The organism is Rufibacter roseus (genome assembly GCF_001647285.1).
Classification (GTDB): Bacteria; Bacteroidota; Bacteroidia; order Cytophagales; family Hymenobacteraceae; genus Nibribacter; species Nibribacter roseus.
In genome coordinates this window covers 463,573-485,883 of the sequence record NZ_LRML01000001.1, presented here as the reverse complement: position 1 = coordinate 485,883, position 22,311 = coordinate 463,573, and the positions used below count along the sequence as shown (strand labels likewise).

Annotated in this window: 17 protein-coding genes; 6 read left to right on the top strand and 11 right to left on the bottom strand. The window is 49.1% G+C overall.

Going from position 1 to position 22,311, the window contains the following annotated elements; all coding sequences use genetic code 11:
• Positions 1–299 precede the first annotated feature (299 nt).
• The gene (locus A8O23_RS01625; RefSeq protein WP_066615667.1) at positions 300–1,373 is read right to left on the bottom strand and encodes an oxidoreductase; all 1,074 of its coding nucleotides are present in this window, start codon (positions 1,371–1,373) and stop codon (positions 300–302) included.
• Between the two features lie 275 nt (positions 1,374–1,648).
• Between A8O23_RS01625 and A8O23_RS01620 the strand changes: the two genes are divergently transcribed.
• Both A8O23_RS01620 and A8O23_RS01615 read left to right on the top strand, forming a co-directional pair.
• Positions 1,649–1,840, top strand: a complete 192-nt coding sequence (locus tag A8O23_RS01620) for a cold-shock protein (protein WP_066615664.1) — start codon at positions 1,649–1,651, stop codon at positions 1,838–1,840.
• Positions 1,841–2,016: 176 nt separating this feature from the next.
• Positions 2,017–2,931, top strand: a complete 915-nt coding sequence (locus A8O23_RS01615; RefSeq protein ID WP_066615659.1) for a polysaccharide deacetylase family protein — start codon at positions 2,017–2,019, stop codon at positions 2,929–2,931.
• A gap of 203 nt (positions 2,932–3,134) precedes the next feature.
• Here A8O23_RS01615 and A8O23_RS01610 read toward each other — a convergent pair whose 3' ends face one another.
• Both A8O23_RS01610 and A8O23_RS01605 read right to left on the bottom strand, forming a co-directional pair.
• Entirely contained in the window at positions 3,135–4,304 is a 1,170-nt protein-coding gene (locus tag A8O23_RS01610; protein ID WP_066615657.1) for a trans-sulfuration enzyme family protein, read from the bottom strand.
• 626 nt (positions 4,305–4,930) lie between these two features.
• Positions 4,931–5,353, bottom strand: a complete 423-nt coding sequence (locus A8O23_RS01605) for an OsmC family protein (protein WP_066615656.1) — start codon at positions 5,351–5,353, stop codon at positions 4,931–4,933.
• Between the two features lie 56 nt (positions 5,354–5,409).
• On the opposite strand from A8O23_RS01605, the gene metX reads away from it, so the two are divergent.
• A complete protein-coding gene (gene metX / locus A8O23_RS01600; RefSeq protein ID WP_066615654.1) occupies positions 5,410–6,465 on the top strand; it encodes a homoserine O-acetyltransferase MetX in 1,056 nt (351 codons plus the stop codon).
• 148 nt (positions 6,466–6,613) lie between these two features.
• On the opposite strand, the gene A8O23_RS01595 is transcribed toward metX, so the two are convergent.
• From A8O23_RS01595 to A8O23_RS01560, 8 genes are all read right to left on the bottom strand, one after another.
• Entirely contained in the window at positions 6,614–7,483 is an 870-nt protein-coding gene (locus A8O23_RS01595; protein WP_066615652.1) for an endonuclease/exonuclease/phosphatase family protein, read from the bottom strand.
• A gap of 175 nt (positions 7,484–7,658) precedes the next feature.
• Positions 7,659–9,161, bottom strand: a complete 1,503-nt coding sequence (locus tag A8O23_RS22035; protein ID WP_066615650.1) for a TSUP family transporter — start codon at positions 9,159–9,161, stop codon at positions 7,659–7,661.
• Between the two features lie 205 nt (positions 9,162–9,366).
• Positions 9,367–11,049: an assimilatory sulfite reductase (NADPH) hemoprotein subunit gene (cysI, locus tag A8O23_RS01585; RefSeq protein WP_066615648.1), complete on the bottom strand. Its 1,683-nt coding sequence runs from the start codon at positions 11,047–11,049 to the stop codon at positions 9,367–9,369.
• A 220-nt stretch (positions 11,050–11,269) separates the two neighbouring features.
• A complete protein-coding gene (locus tag A8O23_RS01580; RefSeq protein WP_066615646.1) occupies positions 11,270–12,979 on the bottom strand; it encodes a diflavin oxidoreductase in 1,710 nt (569 codons plus the stop codon).
• 12 nt (positions 12,980–12,991) lie between these two features.
• The gene (gene cobA / locus A8O23_RS01575; RefSeq protein ID WP_066615644.1) at positions 12,992–13,813 is read right to left on the bottom strand and encodes a uroporphyrinogen-III C-methyltransferase; all 822 of its coding nucleotides are present in this window, start codon (positions 13,811–13,813) and stop codon (positions 12,992–12,994) included.
• A gap of 402 nt (positions 13,814–14,215) precedes the next feature.
• Complete coding sequence (locus tag A8O23_RS01570) at positions 14,216–15,493, bottom strand: sulfate adenylyltransferase subunit 1 (protein ID WP_066615642.1); 1,278 nt, start codon at positions 15,491–15,493, stop codon at positions 14,216–14,218.
• 303 nt (positions 15,494–15,796) lie between these two features.
• Entirely contained in the window at positions 15,797–16,705 is a 909-nt protein-coding gene (cysD, locus tag A8O23_RS01565; protein WP_066615635.1) for a sulfate adenylyltransferase subunit CysD, read from the bottom strand.
• A 26-nt stretch (positions 16,706–16,731) separates the two neighbouring features.
• Complete coding sequence (locus A8O23_RS01560) at positions 16,732–17,472, bottom strand: phosphoadenylyl-sulfate reductase (protein WP_066615634.1); 741 nt, start codon at positions 17,470–17,472, stop codon at positions 16,732–16,734.
• 505 nt (positions 17,473–17,977) lie between these two features.
• Here A8O23_RS01560 and A8O23_RS01555 point away from each other — a divergent pair.
• From A8O23_RS01555 to A8O23_RS01545, 3 genes are all read left to right on the top strand, one after another.
• Positions 17,978–19,306: a leucine-rich repeat-containing protein kinase family protein gene (locus tag A8O23_RS01555; protein WP_066615903.1), complete on the top strand. Its 1,329-nt coding sequence runs from the start codon at positions 17,978–17,980 to the stop codon at positions 19,304–19,306.
• A gap of 276 nt (positions 19,307–19,582) precedes the next feature.
• Positions 19,583–21,364 (top strand): glycoside hydrolase family 15 protein, encoded by a 1,782-nt coding sequence (locus A8O23_RS01550; protein ID WP_066615633.1) that lies wholly within the window; start codon positions 19,583–19,585, stop codon positions 21,362–21,364.
• A 687-nt stretch (positions 21,365–22,051) separates the two neighbouring features.
• Complete coding sequence (locus tag A8O23_RS01545; protein WP_066615632.1) at positions 22,052–22,300, top strand: hypothetical protein; 249 nt, start codon at positions 22,052–22,054, stop codon at positions 22,298–22,300.
• The last annotated feature ends 11 nt before the right edge of the window (positions 22,301–22,311 follow it).

Sequence of the window (22,311 nt, the reverse complement as noted above, 5' to 3'; positions counted from 1 at the left end):
TAATTTTCTACAGAACCAACTCTTTATACACCCAGATAGAAAATATTTTTAATATTTTTTAATAACCTGTTTTTCTTAAAGTTAAGCATACCTCATTCCCCAATGCCTGCATAACTAACAAAGACACTACTCCTTTCTTTTTAGGTAGTATTTTTCAGGAATAAATTGCCTAGGGCAGATTATATTCTTCAACAAAGCAATGGCCTCAGATACACCACATTACTCACATGAACAACGTGGCTAATCTGAGGCCATTGCCTTGTTTTAGACCTGTTTTTAGAAAAACAAGCCTAAAACAGTTATTGGAAAACTACTCTCTTTTTCTCTTGGCTGCTCTGCATGATTAACTCCACCACCTTTATCACATTTCGGGCTTGTTCAGGCTTTACTGCCAGCGCCCCTTGCCCAGAAATTGCTTCATACACATTCCGGTAGTAGTCACGGTAGTCGCCGCGCTCGCTTTCAATTTTTCCCTCAAAATGCAGGCCTTGTAGTTCTGTATTTAAGTTACCATACATACTCTCCGGCTCTACGCCCCAACTCGGGTTCTGGTCTGGGAATTGGCCGTTCTTAAGAGCTTCTTCCTGCACATCCATGCCGTACTTTAAAAACGAACCTTTGTCGCCGTGCAAGGTGTAGCGGGGGCTAAGTTCGCGCACCAACAATCCAGCCGATAAAGTGACGGTGAGGTTGTCATAATACAAAGTGGCTTCAAATTTATCTGCAATCTGACTATTCGGCCGCTGCACCCGCACATCTGCGGAGACTTCCTGTGGCAACCCAAACAGCACCAGCGCCTGGTCAATGAGGTGCGAACCTAAATCGAAGACAATACCGGAGCCGGGAGCGTCTTCTTCTTTCCAGGTGTTTTCGCGCAGCGCCGGCCGAAAGCGATCAAAGTGGGCTTTGTATTCCACCAGTTTCCCCAGCACCTCACCCTTCACTATTTTCTGTACAGTTTTGAAATCACTGTCCCAGCGGCGGTTGTGGTACACAGTCAGTACTCTGCCCTTTTCCTGCGCCAATTGAATCAGCTCATCTGCCTGGGCTGAAGTGGCAGTGAAGGGCTTCTCCACCACCACGTGCTTGCCGGCCTCCAAGGCTCTTTTGGAAAGTTCGTAGTGCGATGCATTCGGCGTAGCCACTACCACCAAGTCAATCTGCGGATCAGAAAATATGTCTTCTACCTGGGCAGTGAAGGTGGCGTTTGGGTACCGGCTTTGAGCTAAGGCAATATTGGGCGCTCTTGATTCCCGGATTCTGGTTAGCTCCAGCCCCTCTACACTATGAATGAACGGACCATGGAAAACCTGCCCCGCCATACCATACCCAATAAGTCCTACTTTAAAAATTTTGTCTTTGCTTTCAATCATTACCTCTGGTTTGCGTCTGCCTTAAACTTACAAAAAAGGCTTGAGCCGGTCCGAAAATAACTCAGAAAAGGGTCTTTTGCCGCTGCGCCTTTTCCCTGAACAAATACGGATTTAATAACAGAGAAATACCGCATAACTCAGTTTTTATTTGAATTAATACTGATTAACAGCAGGTTACAAGGCTTTTTTTTACCTATATTTTAAAATAAATATTATGGAAAGTGTAGGCCATATGGTTTATTCCTGTACCTTTGACTATCTATTAACATCACATAATGAAAAACGGTAAAGTAAAATTCTTTAACGATTCCAAAGGTTTTGGTTTCATTAAAGACGCAGAAACAAACGAAGAGTATTTCGTACACGTAACTAATTTGGTTGACGAAATCAGAGAAAACGATGACGTAACTTTTGAGCTGAAAGAAGGCCGCAAAGGTTTGAACGCTGTAAATGTGAAACTTGCTTAAGTTTTAATATACATCAGTCCTCATGAAAGGGCCTCACTAACATGTGAGGCCCTTTTTGTTTTAGGGCTATTTTTAAAAAATCAGGCCGAAAACTGACATACGGTAATCTGTTTTTCAGTAGATTAGATGCAGGGAAAACTTCTCTGTCTCTTACTACCCTTTATCTTTCGCAGTACATGAATTTCCGCCGTTGGGCAGCACCACTGTTGGTTGCCGCATTTAGTTTCAGCTTTTCTTCCTGTTCCTCCTCAGACCAGACCGAAGCCCAAGCCGCCAAGGTAGCTTCTTCTGAGGCTACTACCGCTGCTGCGCCCCCTGAAGAAGCTACGCCCGCTCCAGAGCCTGGCCCCGAAGCACCAGTTTCCCTTACCACTGCTGATTTAGCCAACGTAACTGCGGCAACGGTGCTGGCCCGTAAGCAGGTGCCTATTCTGTGTTACCACCAGATCAGGGAGTGGACTGCCAAAGACGGCAAAGTGGGAAAAGACTACATTGTGAAGCCCGAGGAGTTCATAGCCCAGATGAAAATGCTGGCCGACAGCGGCTACCACACCATTCTGCCCGACCAACTCATGGCTTACCTGGTGAAAGGCACTCCCCTACCCTCTAAGCCTATCATGCTCACCTTTGATGACACCAAACTGGATCAGTACACCGTTGCCAAGCCTGAGCTGGACAAATATGGTTTCAAAGGCGTGTTCTTTATCATGACCGTTTCCATTGGCCGGCCCAACTACATGACTAAAGAACAAATAAAAGAACTGTCAGACCAAGGGCACGTCATTGGCTCGCACACTTATGACCACCACAACGTGAAGAAGTATCAGGGAAAAGACTGGGTACGGCAGATTGAGAAGCCCACGCAGCAACTGCAGGCCATAACTGGTCAGCCGGTAAAGTACTTCGCTTACCCGTTCGGGCTCTGGAACCCGCCTGCCATACCGGAGCTAAAAAAGAGAGGGTTTGATGCTGCCTTTATCTTAGCCACCAAACGAGACGAGCAAGATCCACTTTTTACCATCCGGCGCATAATAGCCAGCGGCTACTGGAGCACCAAAGGCTTATACAATAGTATTCAGAATAGCTTTTGATTTCAGTGTTTAGTTGGTAGTGTTTAGTGTTTAGAGAAAAGGCTGTTTTTAACCTGTTTTATAAAAAACAGATTAAAAACAGCCTTTTATGTTGAAGGAACAACCTTTGTAATGTTTAACCACCGCGGTAGGGAAAGTCACATAAGGTGCCCTTACTTTTCCAATCTCTAAAAACTAACCACTAATCATTATTAACTACCCCTTTAGCACTTCTCCAGCGCCTGCAGAATATCGTTCAGAATATCATCAGCGTACTCAAGGCCTACAGAAATACGAATTAGGCCGGGAGTAATACCGACAGCTTGGCGCTCTTCTTCGGTAAGTTTGGCATGGGTGGTGCTAGCGGGGTGCGAGGCGATACTGCGGGTGTCTCCCAAGTTAGCGGTGAGCGACATCAGCTGCAGGCTGTCCAGGAACTTACGGCCGCTCTCCAAGCCGCCTTTCAGCTCAAAGCAGAAAAGCCCGCCGCCGTTCTTCATCTGTTTCTTAGCTATCTCCACGCTGGGGTGCGTAGGCAGGAACGGATATTTCACCCAGTTCAGCTTAGCGTGGTCTTGCAGTTTGGTGGCTAGCCCCAGCGCATTTTTGGCGTGACGCTCCATGCGCACATCCAACGTCTCCAGGCTCTTGCTCAGCACCCAAGCATTGAAGGGTGATAACGCAGGGCCGGAGCTGCGGCAGAACAGGAAAATCTCCTTTACCAGTTCTTTCTTGCCCACTACCACACCGCCCAACACGCGGCCTTGCCCGTCAATCCATTTGGTGGCGGAGTGCACCACAATGTCGGCACCATATTCTATAGGGCGCTGGTTCACCGGCGTGGCGAAGCAGTTGTCTACGTTCAGGATGAGGTTATGCTTTTTAGTCAGCTTACCGGCCGCCTCCAGGTCAATGATATCTAGTCCGGGATTGGTAGGCGTTTCGAGGTAAAACATTTTGGTGTTAGGCTTAATGGCCGCCTCCCACTCCTCGGGCTTGTCTGCCGCCACGTACGTGTACTCAATGCCGTACTTGGGCAAATACTTCGTGATGATGGTATGCGTGCTCCCGAAGATGGAGTTACAAGCCAACAAGTGGTCGCCTTTCTTGAGCAGCGCCATAAAAGAAGCGAACACCGCGCTCATGCCCGAGGCCGTGGCATGCCCAGCCTCCGCTCCCTCTAAGGCACACATTTTATCCGTAAACTCCTGCACGGTTGGGTTGCTGAAGCGGCTGTAAATATTGTCATCTGTTTCATCGGCGAAGGCCGCACGCATGTCCTCGGCGTTCTCAAACATAAAGCTGCTGGTCAGGAACATGGGCGTGGAGTGCTCCATCTCACTGGTGCGTTCCGTTTGTATTCTAATAGCTTGGGTAAGCGGGTTGTATTCCATAATGTTAATGTGCTAATTTTTTTCAAGGTGCTGATGTGCTATCAATTGCTCATCAACTTTATTTTCTGTCCCTCCCTTACAAAAGAAGATACTCCCCCTTTGAAGGGGGCGAAGGGGGATGTTTACACGAGTAGATCCACTCTTTCCTGATTCCTCTCTTTTGCGGTCATCCTGAGCCTGCCGAAGGATCTAACGAAGACGCATTTCTTCTACCAGCACTTTTACTCCCGCTGTACCCCCCGCCGTTGTTGTGTGTTCTCACGGACAACCTATAATGCCTTCTGCTCCCACCACTGCTTCTGTCTTATTCCAGTCTGCCTCTCTCCTTGCTTAGGTTTGTCACTTTTCTCCTTGATGAGAAAAGTAACCAAAAGAATCAAGAAGCCCTTAAACTCGCTGCCGCTCAAACAGTAAGGGCTTCATTAAATTTACCACCTGGCCACCGTGCGCTGTTCCATAGCTTCTGTGGCTACTACTAACTAGAACCTGCGTCTCGTGCTTCCGCTAAGCGCCTGCGTGCCCTTGGCACTACGTTGCCCGCTCCCGCAGGAAACGCCAAGGAGGAGGATGTGGTCTTTATTTAATTTAAATGATTCAAGACTCGCGACTCAGAACTCAGGACTAAATCACTCTGTGATTCTCACTTCCCAAGTAATCTCCGCACCGGCTCTGCGTAAGGTCTCGGCTACGGAACAGTATTTCTCCATTGACAGCTCACAGGCGCGTTCGGCTTTGGCGGGGTCAATGTTGCCTTGCAGTTCAAACACCACGTGTACCTGCTTCCAGAGCGATGGCTCTTTGCCAGATTCGCGTTCGCCGGATATGTCCATCTTGAAGCCCAACAACTCCTGCCGTTGCTTCTTTAAAATCATCACCACATCTATACCGCTGCAGCCGCCTAAAGCCATCAACAGCATTTGCATAGGGCGTACGCCAAAGTTTTGGCCGCCGCTTTCGGGGCTGGTATCGGTACCTATCACATGTCCGTTGGCGTCTCTGGCCTCGAAGCCATAGTCGCCACCCACGCGGTTCATCTCAATTCTTATCATTTTTATTACGGTTTTACGCCTCTAGCTATTTACTTTGCAAAAGATAAAGGTACTACATGAATTATTTTCAATATACCCAGCCTTTTTTATTAGAGGGGGGGCAAACACTTCCAGAAATTACTATTGCTTACCACACGTTTGGGCAACTGAACGCAAAGAAAAGCAATGTGGTCTGGATTTGCCATGCCCTAACTGCTAATTCCAATGTGCTGGACTGGTGGGACGGTATAGTGGGGGAAAGTAAAGTCATAGACCCTGAAAAACATTTCATTGTCTGCGCCAACATTTTGGGCTCCTGCTACGGCAGCACCGGCCCCCTGAGCATAAACCCCGAGACCCAACAGCCTTATTACAATACCTTCCCGCAGGTAACCATCAGAGATATGGTGAAAGCGCATAAGTTGTTGCGCGAACATTTGGGGTTGGAGAAAATCCATATCCTGGGAGGCGGCAGCTGTGGCGGCTATCAGGTTCTGGAATGGGCCTATACCGAACCTGATGTGGCAGAGAACCTTTTCCTGTTGGCTACCTCCGCCGCAGAAAGCACTTGGGGCATAGGTATTCATACCACGCAACGCCTCATGCTGGAAGCAGATGGCACCTGGGGCGAACCTAGCCCTGCCGCCGGTAGCAAAGGCTTAAAGGCAGCCCGTGCCTTGGGTATACTCACTTACCGCAATTACCAGATCCTGGCCCAAAACCAGACCGATCCTGACCCGGAGAAGCTGGACAATTACCGCGTCTCGTCTTACCTCAATTACCAGGGAGATAAGTTGGTGGCCCGCTTCAATGCCTACAGCTATTGGTTCCTGACCAAAGCACTGGACAGCCATCACCTTGCTCGGGGCAGGGGCGGACGTTTAGAGGCTGTTTTGGAAAAAATAGCCCAGAAAACGCTCGTCATCGGTATCAGCAGTGATATTCTGTGCCCCGTACAGGAGCAGCAGTTTCTGGCCCAGCACCTCCCTAATTCTACTTACGTGGAAATTGACTCCAACTACGGGCACGACGGGTTCATTATTGAGGGCGAGGAAATCTCCAGACACTTCACCAGTTGGTTGGCCGAGGTAGAGAAACGTAATTCCGTTTCAGGCAAGTTTCTGTCTGTTTAAGCTTTTTAGTGTAGGGACAGGTGGCGTCCTGACCAAAGTTTTTGGCGCAGAAGACTGCCCCAGCTATGGAAAGATTCCATAGGCTCTCTTCCCCAGCTGAGAGGAGATTGGTTCCGGCAACCGCATCAGGACAGGTCGCGACCTGTCCCTACTTGCCTTTTAATGCCAGCTCCACCACCACCGGATAATGGTCTGAGGGCAGTTTGCCAGAGCCGTAGGTATAAGTGAGAATACCGTATTTCTTCACCTGAAACTGCTGGGTCAAGAAGATGTGGTCAATGCGCTGGTCTGAGTTACGGGTCACGTCAAAGCCATTGAATGTGCCCTTAGGGGCAAACTTAATCGGAGCCAAGTCAAAGGCGTCCTTCACAAGGACAGACTGATTCAGCAGCGCATAGTTCTCGTGGTTCTGGTCGAAGTTGAAATCACCCATCAGCACCACAGGTGTTTTAACAGCCTTTGCCTTAATCAACGCTAACAGTTGCTTGGAGCTTTCTTTTCGGGCCTCTATCCCACGATGATCAAAGTGGATGTTGTACACCAAAAAGCTTTTACCAGTAGTTTTATTTTTAAAGTGTCCCCAGGTACAGACTCTGTTCAAGGCAGCATCCCAACCCTTGCTGGGCTTTTCGGGTGTGGGCGATAGCCAGAACGTGCCCGATTCCAGCAGCTGAAATTTGTCTTTCCGGTAAAAGATGGCGGCAAACTCCCCTTTCTCTTTTCCGTCATCGCGGCCAGCACCTATATAGGCATACTTCTCCAGAGCCTTATCTAAATCCTGCAGCTGGTGGTGCAGCCCCTCCTGCGTGCCCACAATATCCAGCTCATGAAACTGAATTAAATCAGTTATGTACGGCAAGCGGTTAACCCAGGCATTTGCAGTATCGCGCTTTTCATCATACCTGATGTTGTAGGTTGCAATTTTAAGAGTTTGGGCCTGGGCAACGCCCACGGTTACAAAAAGGCAGACAAACAGTAGAAAGCAGAAGAACCGCCGAAGAGAGAGAAGATTATACATAGGTACGCAGGAGCCTTTGGTATACAATTGCCCCTAAGTTACAAATCTTCTTATTGGTGCGCGGTAAAGAAATAGTTAAAACGTCATCTGTTTGTTTTGGAGCTGTTTTGGAAAAAGCAGCCTCAAAACAAACAGACAGACCAACATCAATATGGGTGAGATACTCAGTGTGAAATTAAAACAGGCCTACCGCTTTCAGCAGAATCCTGAGGCTCCAGATGATCACCAGCGAACCTACTGCTATGAACATAGTTTTCACAGGTAATTTACCAGCCAGGCGGGCAGCTATGGGAGCCGCAATAACACCTCCTATCACCAGGCCCAGAATGATATGTAAGTGGCTCAATCCGAGCATTACAAAGAAAGTTAGGGAACTAGCCAGAGCCACAAAAAACTCAGTGATGCTAACCGATCCTATCACGAAGCGCGGAGTACGGCCTTTTGAAATAAGAGTACTAGCCACCAATGGTCCCCAACCGCCGCCGCCAAAGGAATCTAAGAATCCACCAGCGCCAGCTAGCCAGCCTGCTTTTTTAATCTTTTTACGGGCTTTGGTTTTCCGGAAGGCTGCGTAGAAAATTCTAGCCCCCAACACAAGCGTATAACTCGCTAAGAAAGGGCGCACAGAACTACCGTACTCCTCGCCCACCACACTTAGCAAATACGCGCCCAGAATAGCCCCAATCACCCCTGGAATGAGCAGCACCTTGAACAGCTTCTTGTTTACATTGCCATACTTGTAGTGGCTGTAGCCCGAAGCCCCGCTGGAAAAAACTTCAGCGGTATGGATACTCCCGCTGATGGCCGGCAAGTTCACGCCCAATGACATGAGAATGGTGGTGCTGGTAACGCCGTAGCCCATACCCAAGGCTCCATCTACCATTTGGGCCACAAAACCGGCCAAGATCATCCAGTAAAACAGTTTGTCAATGGACTTTCCGTATTCCTGGGCCTGCACCAAAACTTCCTGCACAGGCGCAAAAGAAGAGAGTACTACACCCAACAAGGTGAAGACAACAGCCAGAAAAGCATAAAAAAGAACAGATTGCTTTTTCTTTGCTGCCTTTTTCTTTTCTGGGGCAGAGGTCACTAACACTTTGGTAATATCATTTAGTTGGGTCACTTTGGAGGCGAAATCACCTTTCAGGCGGTTCCGGATTTGCTGCAGATTGTCCAGCACCTGATCTAGCTCATCGGGCAGCACCTCATTAAAAGTCTCTTTCAGGCGCTTGGCCATGGTAGGTGACTTGCCGTTGGTAGAGATGGCAATTTTCAGGTTGCCCTTGCGCACTACTGAGCTCAGGTAGAAATCGCAGAGGTCAGGAGTGTCAGCTACGTTTACCAGTTTGCCCTGCCGTTTGGCCTCTAGACTGATAGCGCGGCTAGCCTCACGGTCATTTACGGCCACTATGACTATATCAGAACCAGCCACATCTTCCGGGTTGAACGCTTTGGGCACCAGCGAAATGTTGTCGTGGTTCAGAGCCAGTTGCAGCACCGCCTCGTTGAACTGTATAGCCACAACTTTTATAGTTATAGTAGGAGAGTTTTGCAGCAGCGCCGTCAATTTCTCCAGTCCCACGTTGCCGCCGCCCACCACCAGCACACGCAGGTGCTCCAGTTTCAGGAAAACCGGAAACAGCTCATTTTGCTCTTTAATTACAGCGGCAGCAGGCATTTTAGAATGGCTGATTGTTGATTGATGATTGTTCTTTTATCAGTATGATTGAGCAAGACAGAAGCTTCTTGCCCCCTAGCGCTAAACGTTCTGTAGACCTGAGCTAGCAAAATTAATGCGCTGCTGTGTTACTATGTTTTGAGCCTGCTTTTTGTAAAACAGGCTCAAAACGCTTTTCAGAATTCTCCGTGGCTGGGGGTAAGATTTAGTTCAGCAGCACGCGGTTAGCGAAATCACCGAAGCGTTCGCCCGCCAGACGGTTCTCTTTGAAGTTGGCGAATGCCAGATCAAGCTCCTGTAGAATAGTGGCTTCGTCGATGTTCTCTCTGTAAATTCTGTTCAGGCGCTCGCCCTCATGATCACCGCCCAGGTTGAGGTTGTAGTGACCGGGAGCGGTACCAATAAAGCCAATCTCTGACAGTACCGAACGGCCGCAGCCGTTGGGGCAACCGGTCATTCTAATGATGATTTCCTCGTCTTGCAGGTCGTGTTTCGCTACTACTTCATCTACCTTAGTGATGAGCTCCGGCAGATACCGCTGGGCTTCGGCCAGGGCCAGTGGACAGGTAGGAAGCGCCACACAGGCCATGGCATTCTTACGTAGCAGAGAGGCAGCCTCAGTGTGCGGAATCACATTGTGCTTCACCAGAATCTGCTCAATTAAAGCTTTATCCTCTGGGGTGATATCGCTCAGGATCACGTTTTGGTTACAAGTAAACCTAAAGTTGGCTTTGCCCGTTTCGGCTACCTCTAAGAGGGCGGTTTTCAGTGCGGCTCCGTTCTCCAGATCCAGCACGCGACCGTTCTCCACAAACACGGTGTAATGCCAGGCCCCATTATCGGTCTGCACCCATCCGTAGTGATCTTTGCGAGTGGTCAACTGGTACGGACGAGCCTCTTCCAGCTCGAACCCGATGCGGCTTTCCAGCTCTTTCCGGTAACCCTCAACGGTCAGGTTGTCAATGGTGTATTTCACGCGGGCGCGTTTGCGGTCAGACCGGTTCCCGAAATCGCGCTGTACGGTCAGCACCTCATAAACTGTTTTAAACAGCTTTTCATCAGACTCCTCGGTGCTCACAAACCCAAGAATAGAGGCCAGACGTGCGTAGGTATCAGGGTTACCGTGGGTGAAGGAAAGTCCTCCGCCTACGGCGATGTTAAAGCCTTTCAGCTCGTTGTTCTCAATGATGGCAATTAAGCCCAAATCCTGCGCAAAAACGTCAGAATCATTATTGGGCGGAATCACCAAACCTATCTTAAACTTGCGGGGCAGGTACCGGTCTTGGTACAGCGGATCTTCCTCTTCTACTTTGTCGTAGATTTTCTCCTCGTCCAGCCACACATCATAATACGAGCGGGTTTTGGGCAGCAGGTATTCGCTGATGCGGTCGGCGTACTGGTAAATGCGCTCGTGCAACGGCGACTCCAGCGGATTGGCCGTGGCCACCACGTTGCGGTTCACATCGCCGCAGGCAGCAATAGAATCCAGCCCCACCTGGTTGAACGCCTTAATGGTAGGCTTGGTCTTCGACTTCACAATGCCGTGCAACTGCAGCGTCTGGCGCGTGGTGATTTTGATCACGCCCGTAGAATTCTCGCCGGCAATGTGGTGCGTAGCCACCCACTGCTCCGGAGTCAGGAAACCACCTGGCAGGCGCAACCGGATCATGAACGAATAAAGGCGCTCCAGTTTTTTGGCAGCTCTTTCCTCGCGGCGATCGCGGTCGTCTTGCATGTACATGCCGTGAAACTTCACCAAGTTGGTATCATCCTCGCGGATGGCGCCGGTGATTTCGTCTTTCAGGCTGTCTTTTAATGTTCCCCGTAACCCTTGGCTTGTTTCTTTGATGCGCTCTACCGGCGACAGGTTCTGTTTCTCAGTTGACATGTGAACTGGTCTTAATATGTTGGGCAGGATCTCTCCTGTTCTATTTTTATATTCTGTTTCGGGGCTATTTTTCAGAAAACAAGCCTAAAACAGGTGCTTTTGTTTTATCCCCTACCCCCTTCAAAGGGGGACGAAATGCGTGCAAAACACTACATCTCCGCTTTTCTAGTTCGCTCACAAGATCCTTTCAGGATGACAAAGCGGAGAAGAGTATAATTACTTAATACACATCTTTCAGGTAACGGCCCTCCTCTTTCAGCTGCTCTAGGTAAACGGCAGCTTCTTCAGGGCTTGAGCCGGCACCCAGGCCAATGATCTGCAGCAGGGTGTTCTCCACGTCCACGCTCATAGGTTCTTTGGCACCGCACACGTACACGTAGGCTCCTGAGTTCAGCCACTCGTAGAAGTCTTTGGCGTTCTCCAGCATTTTGTGCTGCACGTACACTTTCTCCTTTTGGTCTCTTGAGAAAGCTGCGTTGAACTTGGTCAATACGCCCGTCTCAAACCAGCTCTGTATCTCAGTTTGGTACAGGAAGTCGGTTACAAAGTGCTGGTCTCCGAAGAAGAGCCAGTTGCGGCCATCGGCACCCACGGCGTCACGCTCGGCCAGGAATGAGCGGAACGGCGCCACGCCCGTACCCGGTCCGATCATGATCACATCTTTATCAGCGGCCGGTAACTTGAATTGGCTGTTCTTGTGGATATAGAATTCCACGGCAGTTCCCTCGGGCAGCTCTGACAGGTAATCTGAGCAGTGGCCGCAAAGCAGTTCTTCGTTTATTCTGAACTCGTCCCGCGCCACGGTCACGTGTATTTCACCGGAATGGGCCTCCAGAGACGAAGAGATTGAATAAAGCCTGGGCGCAATGGGCTCCAGCACTTGCAGCACTTCTCTGAACTGAGCCGCGTCTTTGACTGGATAGATTCTCAACAGGTCCAGCAAATCAATGCGGGTAGCCGGAATGTCTTGCTCCACCACCTCGGCGTATTTCTTCACCACGCGCTCCGGCAGGTAAGTGATGTTCAGCTTGTCCTGCAGCAGCTCCTGCACCGTGGCCTCGCTGTTGCGGTGCGTCAGCTTCTCCTCGGCTGAGATGCCGGTTATTTTCAGGATGGCCTCTACCGTGGCTGGTCTGTTTTTAGGCACCACACCCAAAGCATCGCCGGGCTCGTAGGCCAAGTCTTCGGCCTCTATTTCTATGTGGTGCGTTTTTTTATTGGAGCCAACATCATTCAAAATAATGTTGGTGAGAATGGTACCGGAGTAGATTTTCTTGCCCGTTTTTTTAGCTGCAGCTGGCGCGGCAGTTGGTGCAGCTGCTGCAGAAGAACCGGCGCTGGTCAGGGTTTGCATTACGTTCTGGAACCAGGCATTGGCCTCGTCTTCGTAATCAACATCGCACTTCTGGATAGGCACCAGTGGGCTGCCGCCTAAACGCTTCAGCTGGGCGTCTACGTCTTCACCGGCTTTGCAGAACAGCGGGTATGAGGTGTCCCCCAGAGCCAGTACGCTGTATTTCAGCTTTGGCAACTGCTTATCGGTTTGGTGCACGTAATCATAGAACTTCTGGGCACCCGCTGGTGGATCTCCCTCGCCCTGCGTGCTGATCACGGTTAGGAAGTATTCTTCCTTTTCCAGGTCTGTCACCCGGTACTGGTCCAGGTTGACTACTTTGGCGTTGATGCCGGTTTTCTTCGCTTTGCTAGCCAAGTCAGTAGCCACGCGCTTGGAGTTGCCGGTCTCGGTGCCGTAGGCAATGGTAATGCGCCCCACGGCGGGCTTTGCGGCCTCAGCCACTGCTGGCGCAGCGACAGTGCCGCTCTGGTGCGCCGCAAGGCCGGCCAAGTAGCCGCTCATCCAAATCAGGTCTTCTTTAGATGACTGACTTACCAGTTCCTGTAGGGTCTTTAACTTAACTTCTGCTAACATCGCTTTGAAAAATTATTGAAGTACCAAACCTACTTGTTCAGAAATAGGCTTGAAGTAATGTTCTCTGGTTGGGTTGTTTGTGAACCACTTATATTGCTGGTGCAGGTGCACCACTTTGCCAATAATCACGAGGCTGGGCGAGACAAACGTTTTGTCACCCAGGTTCTTTTGGTAGTCGTACAAGCTGCTGGTCTGCACGTGCTGCAACGGCGTAGTAGCCTGCTCCACTACTGCCAGCTGCTTCTCTTCAGAGATGCCATGGCGGGTCAGTTTCTCAACCACCTCGCCCAGGCGCTCACTGCTCATGTAAAATACCAGCGTGTCTTCGGTCTGGGCCAGCTCCTGCCAATACTCCTCGGTGAGTTTGCTGTAGGTGTAAAAGGTAAGGAAGCGAACTGCCGTAGAATGCTGACGGGCCGTAAGCGGAATGCCCGCGTACGCCGCCGCCCCCAAGGCTGCCGTAATGCCCGGAATGATTTCGTAGGCAATCTCGTGCTTTACCAGGGTCTGCAGCTCGTCCAGCACGTTGGAGAAGATGGAGACATCTCCGCCTTTCAACCTGAGCACTTTTTTGCCAAGCAGCGCATACTCCAGTAGCAGCTCGTTTATAGTAGCCTGAGGCGTGGTGCCCTCTTTGCGGCACTGCTTGCCCACGTACACAATCTCGGCATTGGGTGAGGCATAGCTTTCCAGAATCTCCTCGCTCACTAGCCGGTCCACCAAAATCACTTCGGCCCAGCGCAAGGCTTTCACCGTCTTCACGGTAACCAAATCAGGGTCACCGGGACCGGCGCCTGCTATGATTACTTTGGCTGCTGTTTGTGCTGGGTTCATTTGATTAATGCTGTGTTCTTTCTTTTGCTGTTCGGGATTTGCAATCCCGAACTTGGGTAGCTGGGGATTTTTAATCCCTTTTGCATTGCTAACTATTTTATCAGCTATGCGTGTCGGATTGCAAATCCGACGAGTACGGTACTTCCGGATTACAAATCCGGAAGAGCGGTTTAGGGTTCATTATTTCTTTATATGATTGAGGCTTTTAATTCCTCCACCGGCTTTGTCCTCCCCCTACCCCCTCCAAAGGGGGACGAAGAAGTGACATTTTTAAATTAAACTGATGCTTTCCTAGTTCGCCCACAAGGTCCTTTCAGGATGGCAAAAGGGAGAAACGCCAAGAGGCAAAGCAGTTTATCCAAAGGCAGAAACAAACTTTACTTTCCGTTTTCAGCCTGTTTTTTAAATTTCAGGCCAAAAAGGCTTTTCTTTCGCTTCTGTGGTAATCATACAGGCGCCTACGGTTACGTTGCTGGTTTCGTCAATTAAGATGGCGCCGCCGTTAGCTCTCAGCTTTTGGTAAGTGTCAAACACCACGGGCGAAGCTGTTTTGATCACAGCTTTCACCACATCGTTCAGGCCTGCTGAAACCGGAGAAAGCTCTTTCTCCAGTGTGTTCACATTCAGTTTGTAGTGCAGTTCTTTTACCACGGCCCGCACGGTGCGGCTGTTGATTTGCAGCAAGTACTTGTTACGGGGTAACAGCGGAGTGTTACTCATCCAGCACAGTACCACTTCAAACTCCTGGGCCACCTGTACCGGCGCGTCTTGCTTAACAATCACGTCGCCGCGGCTAATGTCCACGTCATCGGCTAAGTGCAGCACCACGCTTTGCGGCGCGAAAGCTTCTTCTACTTCTTCTCCGGCTACTTCCACGGCAGAAATAGTACTCTCCACACCCGATGGCTGTACCACGACCTTATCACCTTTTTTGTAGATACCGCTGATGATTTTACCAGCGTAGCCACGGTAATCATGCAGTTCATCAGTCTGAGGGCGAATCACGTACTGCACCGGGAAACGTCCCTCGGTCAGGTTAATGTCTTCATGTACTTCTACCGTCTCCAGAACTCCTAACAAAGACTCACCCTCGTACCAAGGCATAGCCGATGATTTGTCGACAATATTGTCGCCGTTCAAGGCACTGATAGGAATGAAGGTTACGTTTTTCAGGCCTAATGACTTAGCTACCTGGGCATACTCAATCACAATATTGTTGTATACATCTTGTGAGAACTCCACCAGGTCCATTTTATTCACGGCTACTACCACGTGCGGCAGGTTCAGCAATGACACAATAATGGAGTGACGACGAGTTTGCTCTACCACCCCGTGGCGGGCATCAATCAAGATAATGGCCAAGTCTGAGTTAGACGCGCCGGTCACCATGTTACGGGTGTACTGAATGTGCCCCGGAGTATCGGCAATGATAAACTTGCGCTTCGGCGTAGAGAAGTATTTGTAGGCCACGTCTATGGTGATGCCCTGCTCCCGCTCGGCCCGTAAACCATCGGTCAGCAAAGCCAAATCTACTTTGCCTTCTTCCTTGTTCTTGGTGCTTCGCTCAATGGCTTCCAGCTGGTCCACCATGATGGATTTGCTGTCATACAACAAGCGACCAATCAGGGTACTTTTGCCATCGTCTACGCTACCGGCGGTTAAAAATCTTAGAATATCCATTTTGAAGTAGTTCTGAGTCTTGAGTTCTGAGTCCAGAGTTGTTTTTGGTGCTGTTTTTAGAAAAACAGGCGGAAAACACGTTTGGGCTCCTGTCTGAAGTACTCTTTGATATTTTATTGATTCAGGTTTCCATTCCTTTCATCTCTTCTCTCTTTTGTCATCTTGGAAAGATCTTGTGGGCGTACTAGAAAAGCTTTTTAGCAATTGCTATTACCGTTCGCTACCGAGATCTTTTCAGGATGACAAAAGAGGTAAGATTAGGGTGATAAAAAATCCTGTGTCTTAAATCTTGTGTCTAATGTCTTAGAAATACCCGTTCTTCTTGCGGTCTTCCATGGCGGCTTCTGACACGCGGTCGTCAATGCGGGTTTGTCCACGCTCGCTGGTGTTAGTAGCAATGATTTCGTTGATGATGTCGTCTAAGGTTGAAGCGGTAGACTCAACAGCGGCGGTACAGGTCATGTCGCCCACAGTACGGTAACGTACTACTTTGCGGCTCACTACATCAGTATCGATTAGCTGGATGAATTCATTCGTGGCCACCAAACGACCATCAAACTCCAGCACCTCGCGCTCATGGGCAAAGTAGATAGAAGGCAGCTCAATTTTCTCGCGGCGGATGTAGTTCCAGATATCCAGCTCAGTCCAGTTACTGATAGGGAACACGCGCACGTTTTCGCCTTTGTTTATCTTTCCGTTGTAGGTGTTCCACAACTCAGGGCGCTGCAACTTAGGATCCCAAGAGCCGAACTCGTCACGCACGGAGAAGATACGCTCTTTGGCGCGGGCTTTCTCCTCGTCACGGCGGGCACCGCCAATGCAGGCGTCAAACTCAAACTCTTCAATGGTGTCTAGAAGCGTGTAAGTCTGCAAACCGTTACGGCTAGGCAGTTTACCTTTTTGCTCAGTAAGGCCTTTGGCTTTAATGGTATCTTCTACCTTGCGCACAATCAGCTTCTCACCCAGTTTGTTGGCCAGGTAATCTCTGAAATCAAGGGCTTCCTGAAAGTTATGACCGGTATCTACGTGTACCAGCGGGAAAGGGAATTTGCCAGGTCTAAAGGCTTTCAATGCCAGATGCACCAGCACAATAGAATCTTTTCCGCCGGAGAACAACAAAGCCGGACGCTCAAACTGACCCGCAACCTCTCTAAAAATGTGAATCGCCTCTGATTCTAACTGATCTAGGTAATCTAATTTATATGAACCCATACTCGGTGTTACTATCTATACTTAATTTAAGAAGCTACTTCTGGAGCTACTGACTCCGTTACGTGCAAACCACACTCTTTTTTGCTGCTGTCTTCCCACCACCAGCGGCCGGCTCTGAAATCTTCACCCGGCTGAATGGCTCTGGTACACGGCGCACAGCCAATACTGATAAAGCCTTTGTCGTGCAGGTGGTTGTAAGGAATGTTGTGTTGCTTCACAAAAGCCCTTACCTCATCAGTTGTCCAATGCAGCACCGGGTGAAACTTGATCAACTGGTTTCCCTCGTCCCACTCAAACTTAGGCAAATCGCCACGACCCTGAGAATGCTCAGCCCGAAGGCCGGTAATCCAGATGGCCTGCCCTGCCAGTGCCCGTTTCAGAGGCTCCACTTTTCTGATGAAGCAGCAGTCTTTGCGGTTCTGCACCGACTCATAGAAAGCATTAGGGCCTCTATCCGTCACATAGTCTTCAATCAGATCAGCTTTAGGATAATAGGCCTTGATGCGGGTGTTATAGGCATCGTTGGTCTTGTTCCAGACGGAGTAAGTCTCTGGGAACAGGCGGCCAGTATCTAGCGTGAAGATGCTGATGGGGAAATTATTCTCCAGAATTTGGTGCGTGATCACCTGATCTTCAAAACTGAAGCTTGATGAGAACGTCACTTCACCGGGGTAACGGCTCAGCAGCAACGCGAAAGTTTGATCTATGGTTAAGCCTTCTGTCTCTTGTATCAATTGAGACACATGCTCTTGTTTAGAAGAGGCCATGGCAAGAAAATACGTAGTAAGAAATTTGATTTAAGAGTGCCACTAAGGGCAAAAAACAGAAATTTGTTGAAGCCAGAGGTACTAGCAACAACAGCAGCAGGTGCTGCAACAGCAGAAGCGCATTCGCATTATGTAAGAAGAGTAGACCATGTTAGTCTTTTTTCTGGCTGTTAATTAAGATGGTGCAAAGATAGGCACCATTTTTTACAAATCAAGTTTTCCTATCAAATTAGTAGAGATTTAAACTAGAAATTTGACAGCACAAACACCTGTTAGTTAACGTTCTGTTAAAGATTACACTAAAGGTTTAACGCTTTCACAACAACTGAGTTTTCATTTTCCCTCTGATTTTTAAAAAACAGGTTGAAAACAGGAAATTGTTCCCAGTCAAGACAAAAAACTAGGATTCATTCTGATAAATATTTTGACAGCACCTTCTTTACAAAAGGCGCCTATGCCCTGAGTTGCAATGCGTAGCTTTGCGGCTTCATCTTCTATAGGCTTCATGCACACGCTACACCAACTACAGTCAGGGCAGTTATCAGGCACTAAAACACTCAAACTCTCTTGCGGACTAACTAAGCTACCGGAGGAAATTTTAGAGCTAGCAGACACCTTAGAATTGCTGGATGTTTCTGGTAATCAACTTACAGACCTGCCTGAGTGGTTTGTGCAGCTCAAAAAGCTAAAGATTGCCTTTTTCTCGAACAATAACTTTGTAGAATTTCCGGCTGTTTTAGGCAAATGTCCGGCTTTGGAAATGATTGGCTTTAAGGCGTGTAAAATCAGAACCATTCCGGAAGGCGCTATTCCCTTAAACACCCGCTGGCTTATTCTCACCGATAACCAAATAGAGGCTTTACCAACCTCCATTGGAAAATGCTCCCGCATTCAGAAGTTGATGCTGGCGGGTAACAAACTAAAAATGCTTCCGGCAGAAATGGCTAATTGCCAAAACCTGGAACTGCTCAGAATATCTGCTAACCAGATAGAGCAATTCCCCCAGTGGTTACTTTCTCTTCCTCGCCTGTCTTGGCTGGCCTTCTCCGGAAACCCCTGCAGCGCCCCTACCGAATTAAAAGAAGACCTTGTAGAAATAAACTGGGCTGACCTAGAGCTAGAAGAACAGCTAGGCGAAGGCGCCTCAGGTGTAATTTCTAAAGCGCGCTGGATCAAATCCGTCTCAGAAAAGCTAACACAGGAAGTGGCGGTGAAAATTTTCAAAGGTGAGGTAACCAGCGACGGACTGCCGCAAGATGAAATGCAGGCCAGTTTAGCCGCGGGGGCCCATCCAAATCTGGTGCAGGCACTTGGGAAAATAAGCCAGCACCCAGAGCAGAAGCAGGGTTTGGTGTTTGAGCTGATTCCTGCAGGCTACCTCAACTTAGGCGGCTCACCAAGCTTTGAGACCTGCACCCGTGACACCTTTCCAATTGGCACTACTTTCTCTTTAAAAGAAGTCATCTCCATAAGTGCAGGCATTGCCTCTGCCGCCGCACACCTGCACGCCCGCTGCATTATGCACGGCGACCTGTACGCCCACAACACCCTCATAAACGATGCCGGTCACTCGCTCTTCGGCGATTTTGGAGCAGCCACTATTTACCGCACCACAACTTCTGCCCAAGCCGCGGCCTTAGAAAGAATAGAAGTGAGAGCCTTTGGCTATTTTCTAGATGATTTACTCACACATCTAGCTCCTGAAGAGGAACTTTATGCCGCTGTTTCTGCTCTTCAACAACTCAGGCAAGACTGCCTGCAGACAGAAACACTATGTAGACCTGACTTTGCAACTGTTTCCACTTCGTTGCAGAACTTACTCAGCCATACCTAACCGGTTGGGGCAACTACTTTAAATTTTTGCAACGTTACTCTTCCTAAAGTACGCAAGCCTGCTTCTGCAACAAACTGTTCTACTCACAAAAAATACCTTTAACGAGCAAGGGAAGAAAACAGCTACTGTACTTTGTTTTGGGCCTGATTTCAGGAAAACTGCCCTAAAACAGCAGCTATTCTTCTGCCTGAGTAAAAATCAGGAAACCTCTATACGTGTAATACGGTACATGTAAGTTCAGACATCTTCTGGCAATCTTGATACCGTAGAAACCGTATGGCAAAACATACTTATGACATGGGTTTGATTGGCAATTGCGCCTATCTTGCCCTTATTCACAAAGACACCAACATTGAATGGCTCTGCTGGCCCCGCTTTGACAGCTCTTTTGTGTTTGGCCCTATGATGGACCGGCAGAAAGGTGGCGAGTACTCCATAAAGCCCGACGCGGAGCATTTCACCTCAAACCAATATTATGTAGAGAATACGAATATTCTCTGCACTGAAATCTCCTCTGAAGAAGGTACTTACCGTGTAACTGATTTTGCTCCGCGTTTCAGGCAGCACCAACGGTACTATAAGCCGCTCATGCTCATCAGAAAAGTAGAGCCCCTGGCCGGTTCACCGCGAATTAAGGTAACCTGCCGCCCTGTGGGCAATTACGGACAGCTAGAATTGTCTCGTCGGCGCAGCAGCAACCACATCTCTTTCCGGGGACTTGACGAAGAAGTGCGCCTTACCACTAACGCATCGCTCAGCTACATTCTGGAAGACGAGCATTTTGTCTTGAATGAGACTATTTATCTGGTGCTTACCTATGGCGCTCCGCTAGAGGCCCGTTTAGAAAGCACCGCTGAGGAGTTCCTGAGCCAGACCACCCGCTACTGGCGCATGTGGGTAAAGAACACCAGCATCAGCAATTTTTTCCAGGAACAGGTGATCAGAAGTGCTTTGGCTCTCAAGATTCACCAGTACGAAGACACCGGAGCCATTATTGCCTCGCCTACTACCAGCTTACCGGAGCACCCAGGCAGCGGCCGTAACTGGGATTACCGCTTCTGCTGGATGCGTGACACTTATTATATTCTGAACGCGTTCAACAACATTGGCCACTTTGAAGAAATGGAGCGCTACTTCCACTTCATTGCCAACATTACGGCCAAAGACACTGAGCGCTACCAGCCGCTGTATTCTATCAGCGCGCAAAGTAAACTCACTGAATTAGAACTGGACCTTGACGGATATTTAGGCAACAAGCCTGTCCGGATTGGAAACGATGCCTACACCCACATTCAGAACGATGTATACGGTCAGATTCTGGTAGCTCTGTTGCCGCTTTACGTAGACCGCCGCTTCAACGACAGCGAACGCATTGAATCTCAGAAACTCATTTATAAGACGCTGTACAAGATTCAGCAGACCATGAATGAGCCCGATGCGGGTCTGTGGGAGTTCCGTGACTTTGCGCAATACCACTGCTATACCTACCTGTTCCATTGGGCAGGAGCCGCCGCGGCCCGCAGCGCCGCCCGCTACATGGGTGATGAACAGTTGGGACAGCTGGCCTCACAGTTGATGGGTCAGGCTGCAGCCAAGATTGAAGAATGCTTTGACCCAGCCCAAGGGGTGTACACGCAAGCCATCGGCAAAAACCACATGGACGCCAGCACACTGCAGCTGATCATGATGCACTACTTAGATCCGGCTTCAGAGCGCGCAAAAACGCACTTAGCCGCCATGGAACGTGAGCTGAAAACGCCGGAAGGCCTTTTCTATCGTTACAAACATGCCGATGATTTTGGCGTGCCGCAAAGCACCTTCCTGATCTGCGCATTCTGGTACATTGAGGCCCTGGCCTGTGTAGGTCGTGTAGATGAGGCCATCCATGAATTTGAAAATATTCTACAATATACTAATCACCTGGGGCTCCTAAGTGAAGACGTGGACTCTAAAGACGGTAGCCAGTGGGGTAACTTCCCGCAGGCATACAGTCACGTGGGGCTGCTCAACGCTGCCTATCGTATTTCAAAACGCCTGGATGTTCCTTCGTTCTTGTAAGGAAGATTAGACCTGATAAAAGGAAAGGCTCACCAGATTGGTGAGCCTTTTACTTTGTGTTTTAGCAATGATTAAAAAAACAGGTTAAAACACAAGAAATCATTCACTGGCGCTAGCGTCCGCTTGTGTCCGCACACATTCCAGATATTCCCCCTTTAAAGGGGGCGAAGGGGGATGTTTACACCTGCCGGTCCACGCATTCCTGATCTTACTCTTTTGCGGTCATCCTGAGCGCTAGCCGAAGGATCTAACGAAGACTTTTGCTTCTGCCTAGATTTTGCCTCCACCCCCGCTTTACCCTCCGCCGTTGTTGTGTGTTCTCACGGACAACCTAAACAGCTTTTGCTCCCACTGCCTTTCTTGCTAAACCTCTAGCTGCGTTTCTTTCTGCCGAGGTTTGTCACTTTTCTCCTTGATGAGAAAAGTAACCAAAAGAATCAAGAAGCCCCTGACTCGCTGCCGCTCTGACAGGAGGGGCTTCAGTTAATTTACCACTTGGCTAATGTGCGCTGTTCCATAGTCTCGGCGGATACTGCTGACTTGAACCTGTACCTCGTGCTCCCGCTAAGCGCCTGCGTGCCTTTGGCACTGCGTTGCCCGCTCCCGCATGAAACGCTAAGGAGGGTGTTGTTTTGTAGTGACAATTAGGACTGTTTTAAATGACTCGCGATTCAGAGCTTAATTCTCGTGCAGATAGCTCCCCTCCTTGGAGAGACGGGGGTGGATTCTTTTGATCCGCTAAAGCTTTTCCTCCTACTATTGATTTCATACTTACGGCAAAAGCTACTGGCACAGACACTCGCAGGTCTTGGAGACACTGAGAGGTCTTTTGAGCAGGCGTTTTTGGTTTGGTTTTCAGAAAGTAGGCTAAAAACAGGAATCCCTGAGAAGGATCTAATCTTCACAGGGATTCCTGATAAAAACAATCTTCAATAAACAATCAACAA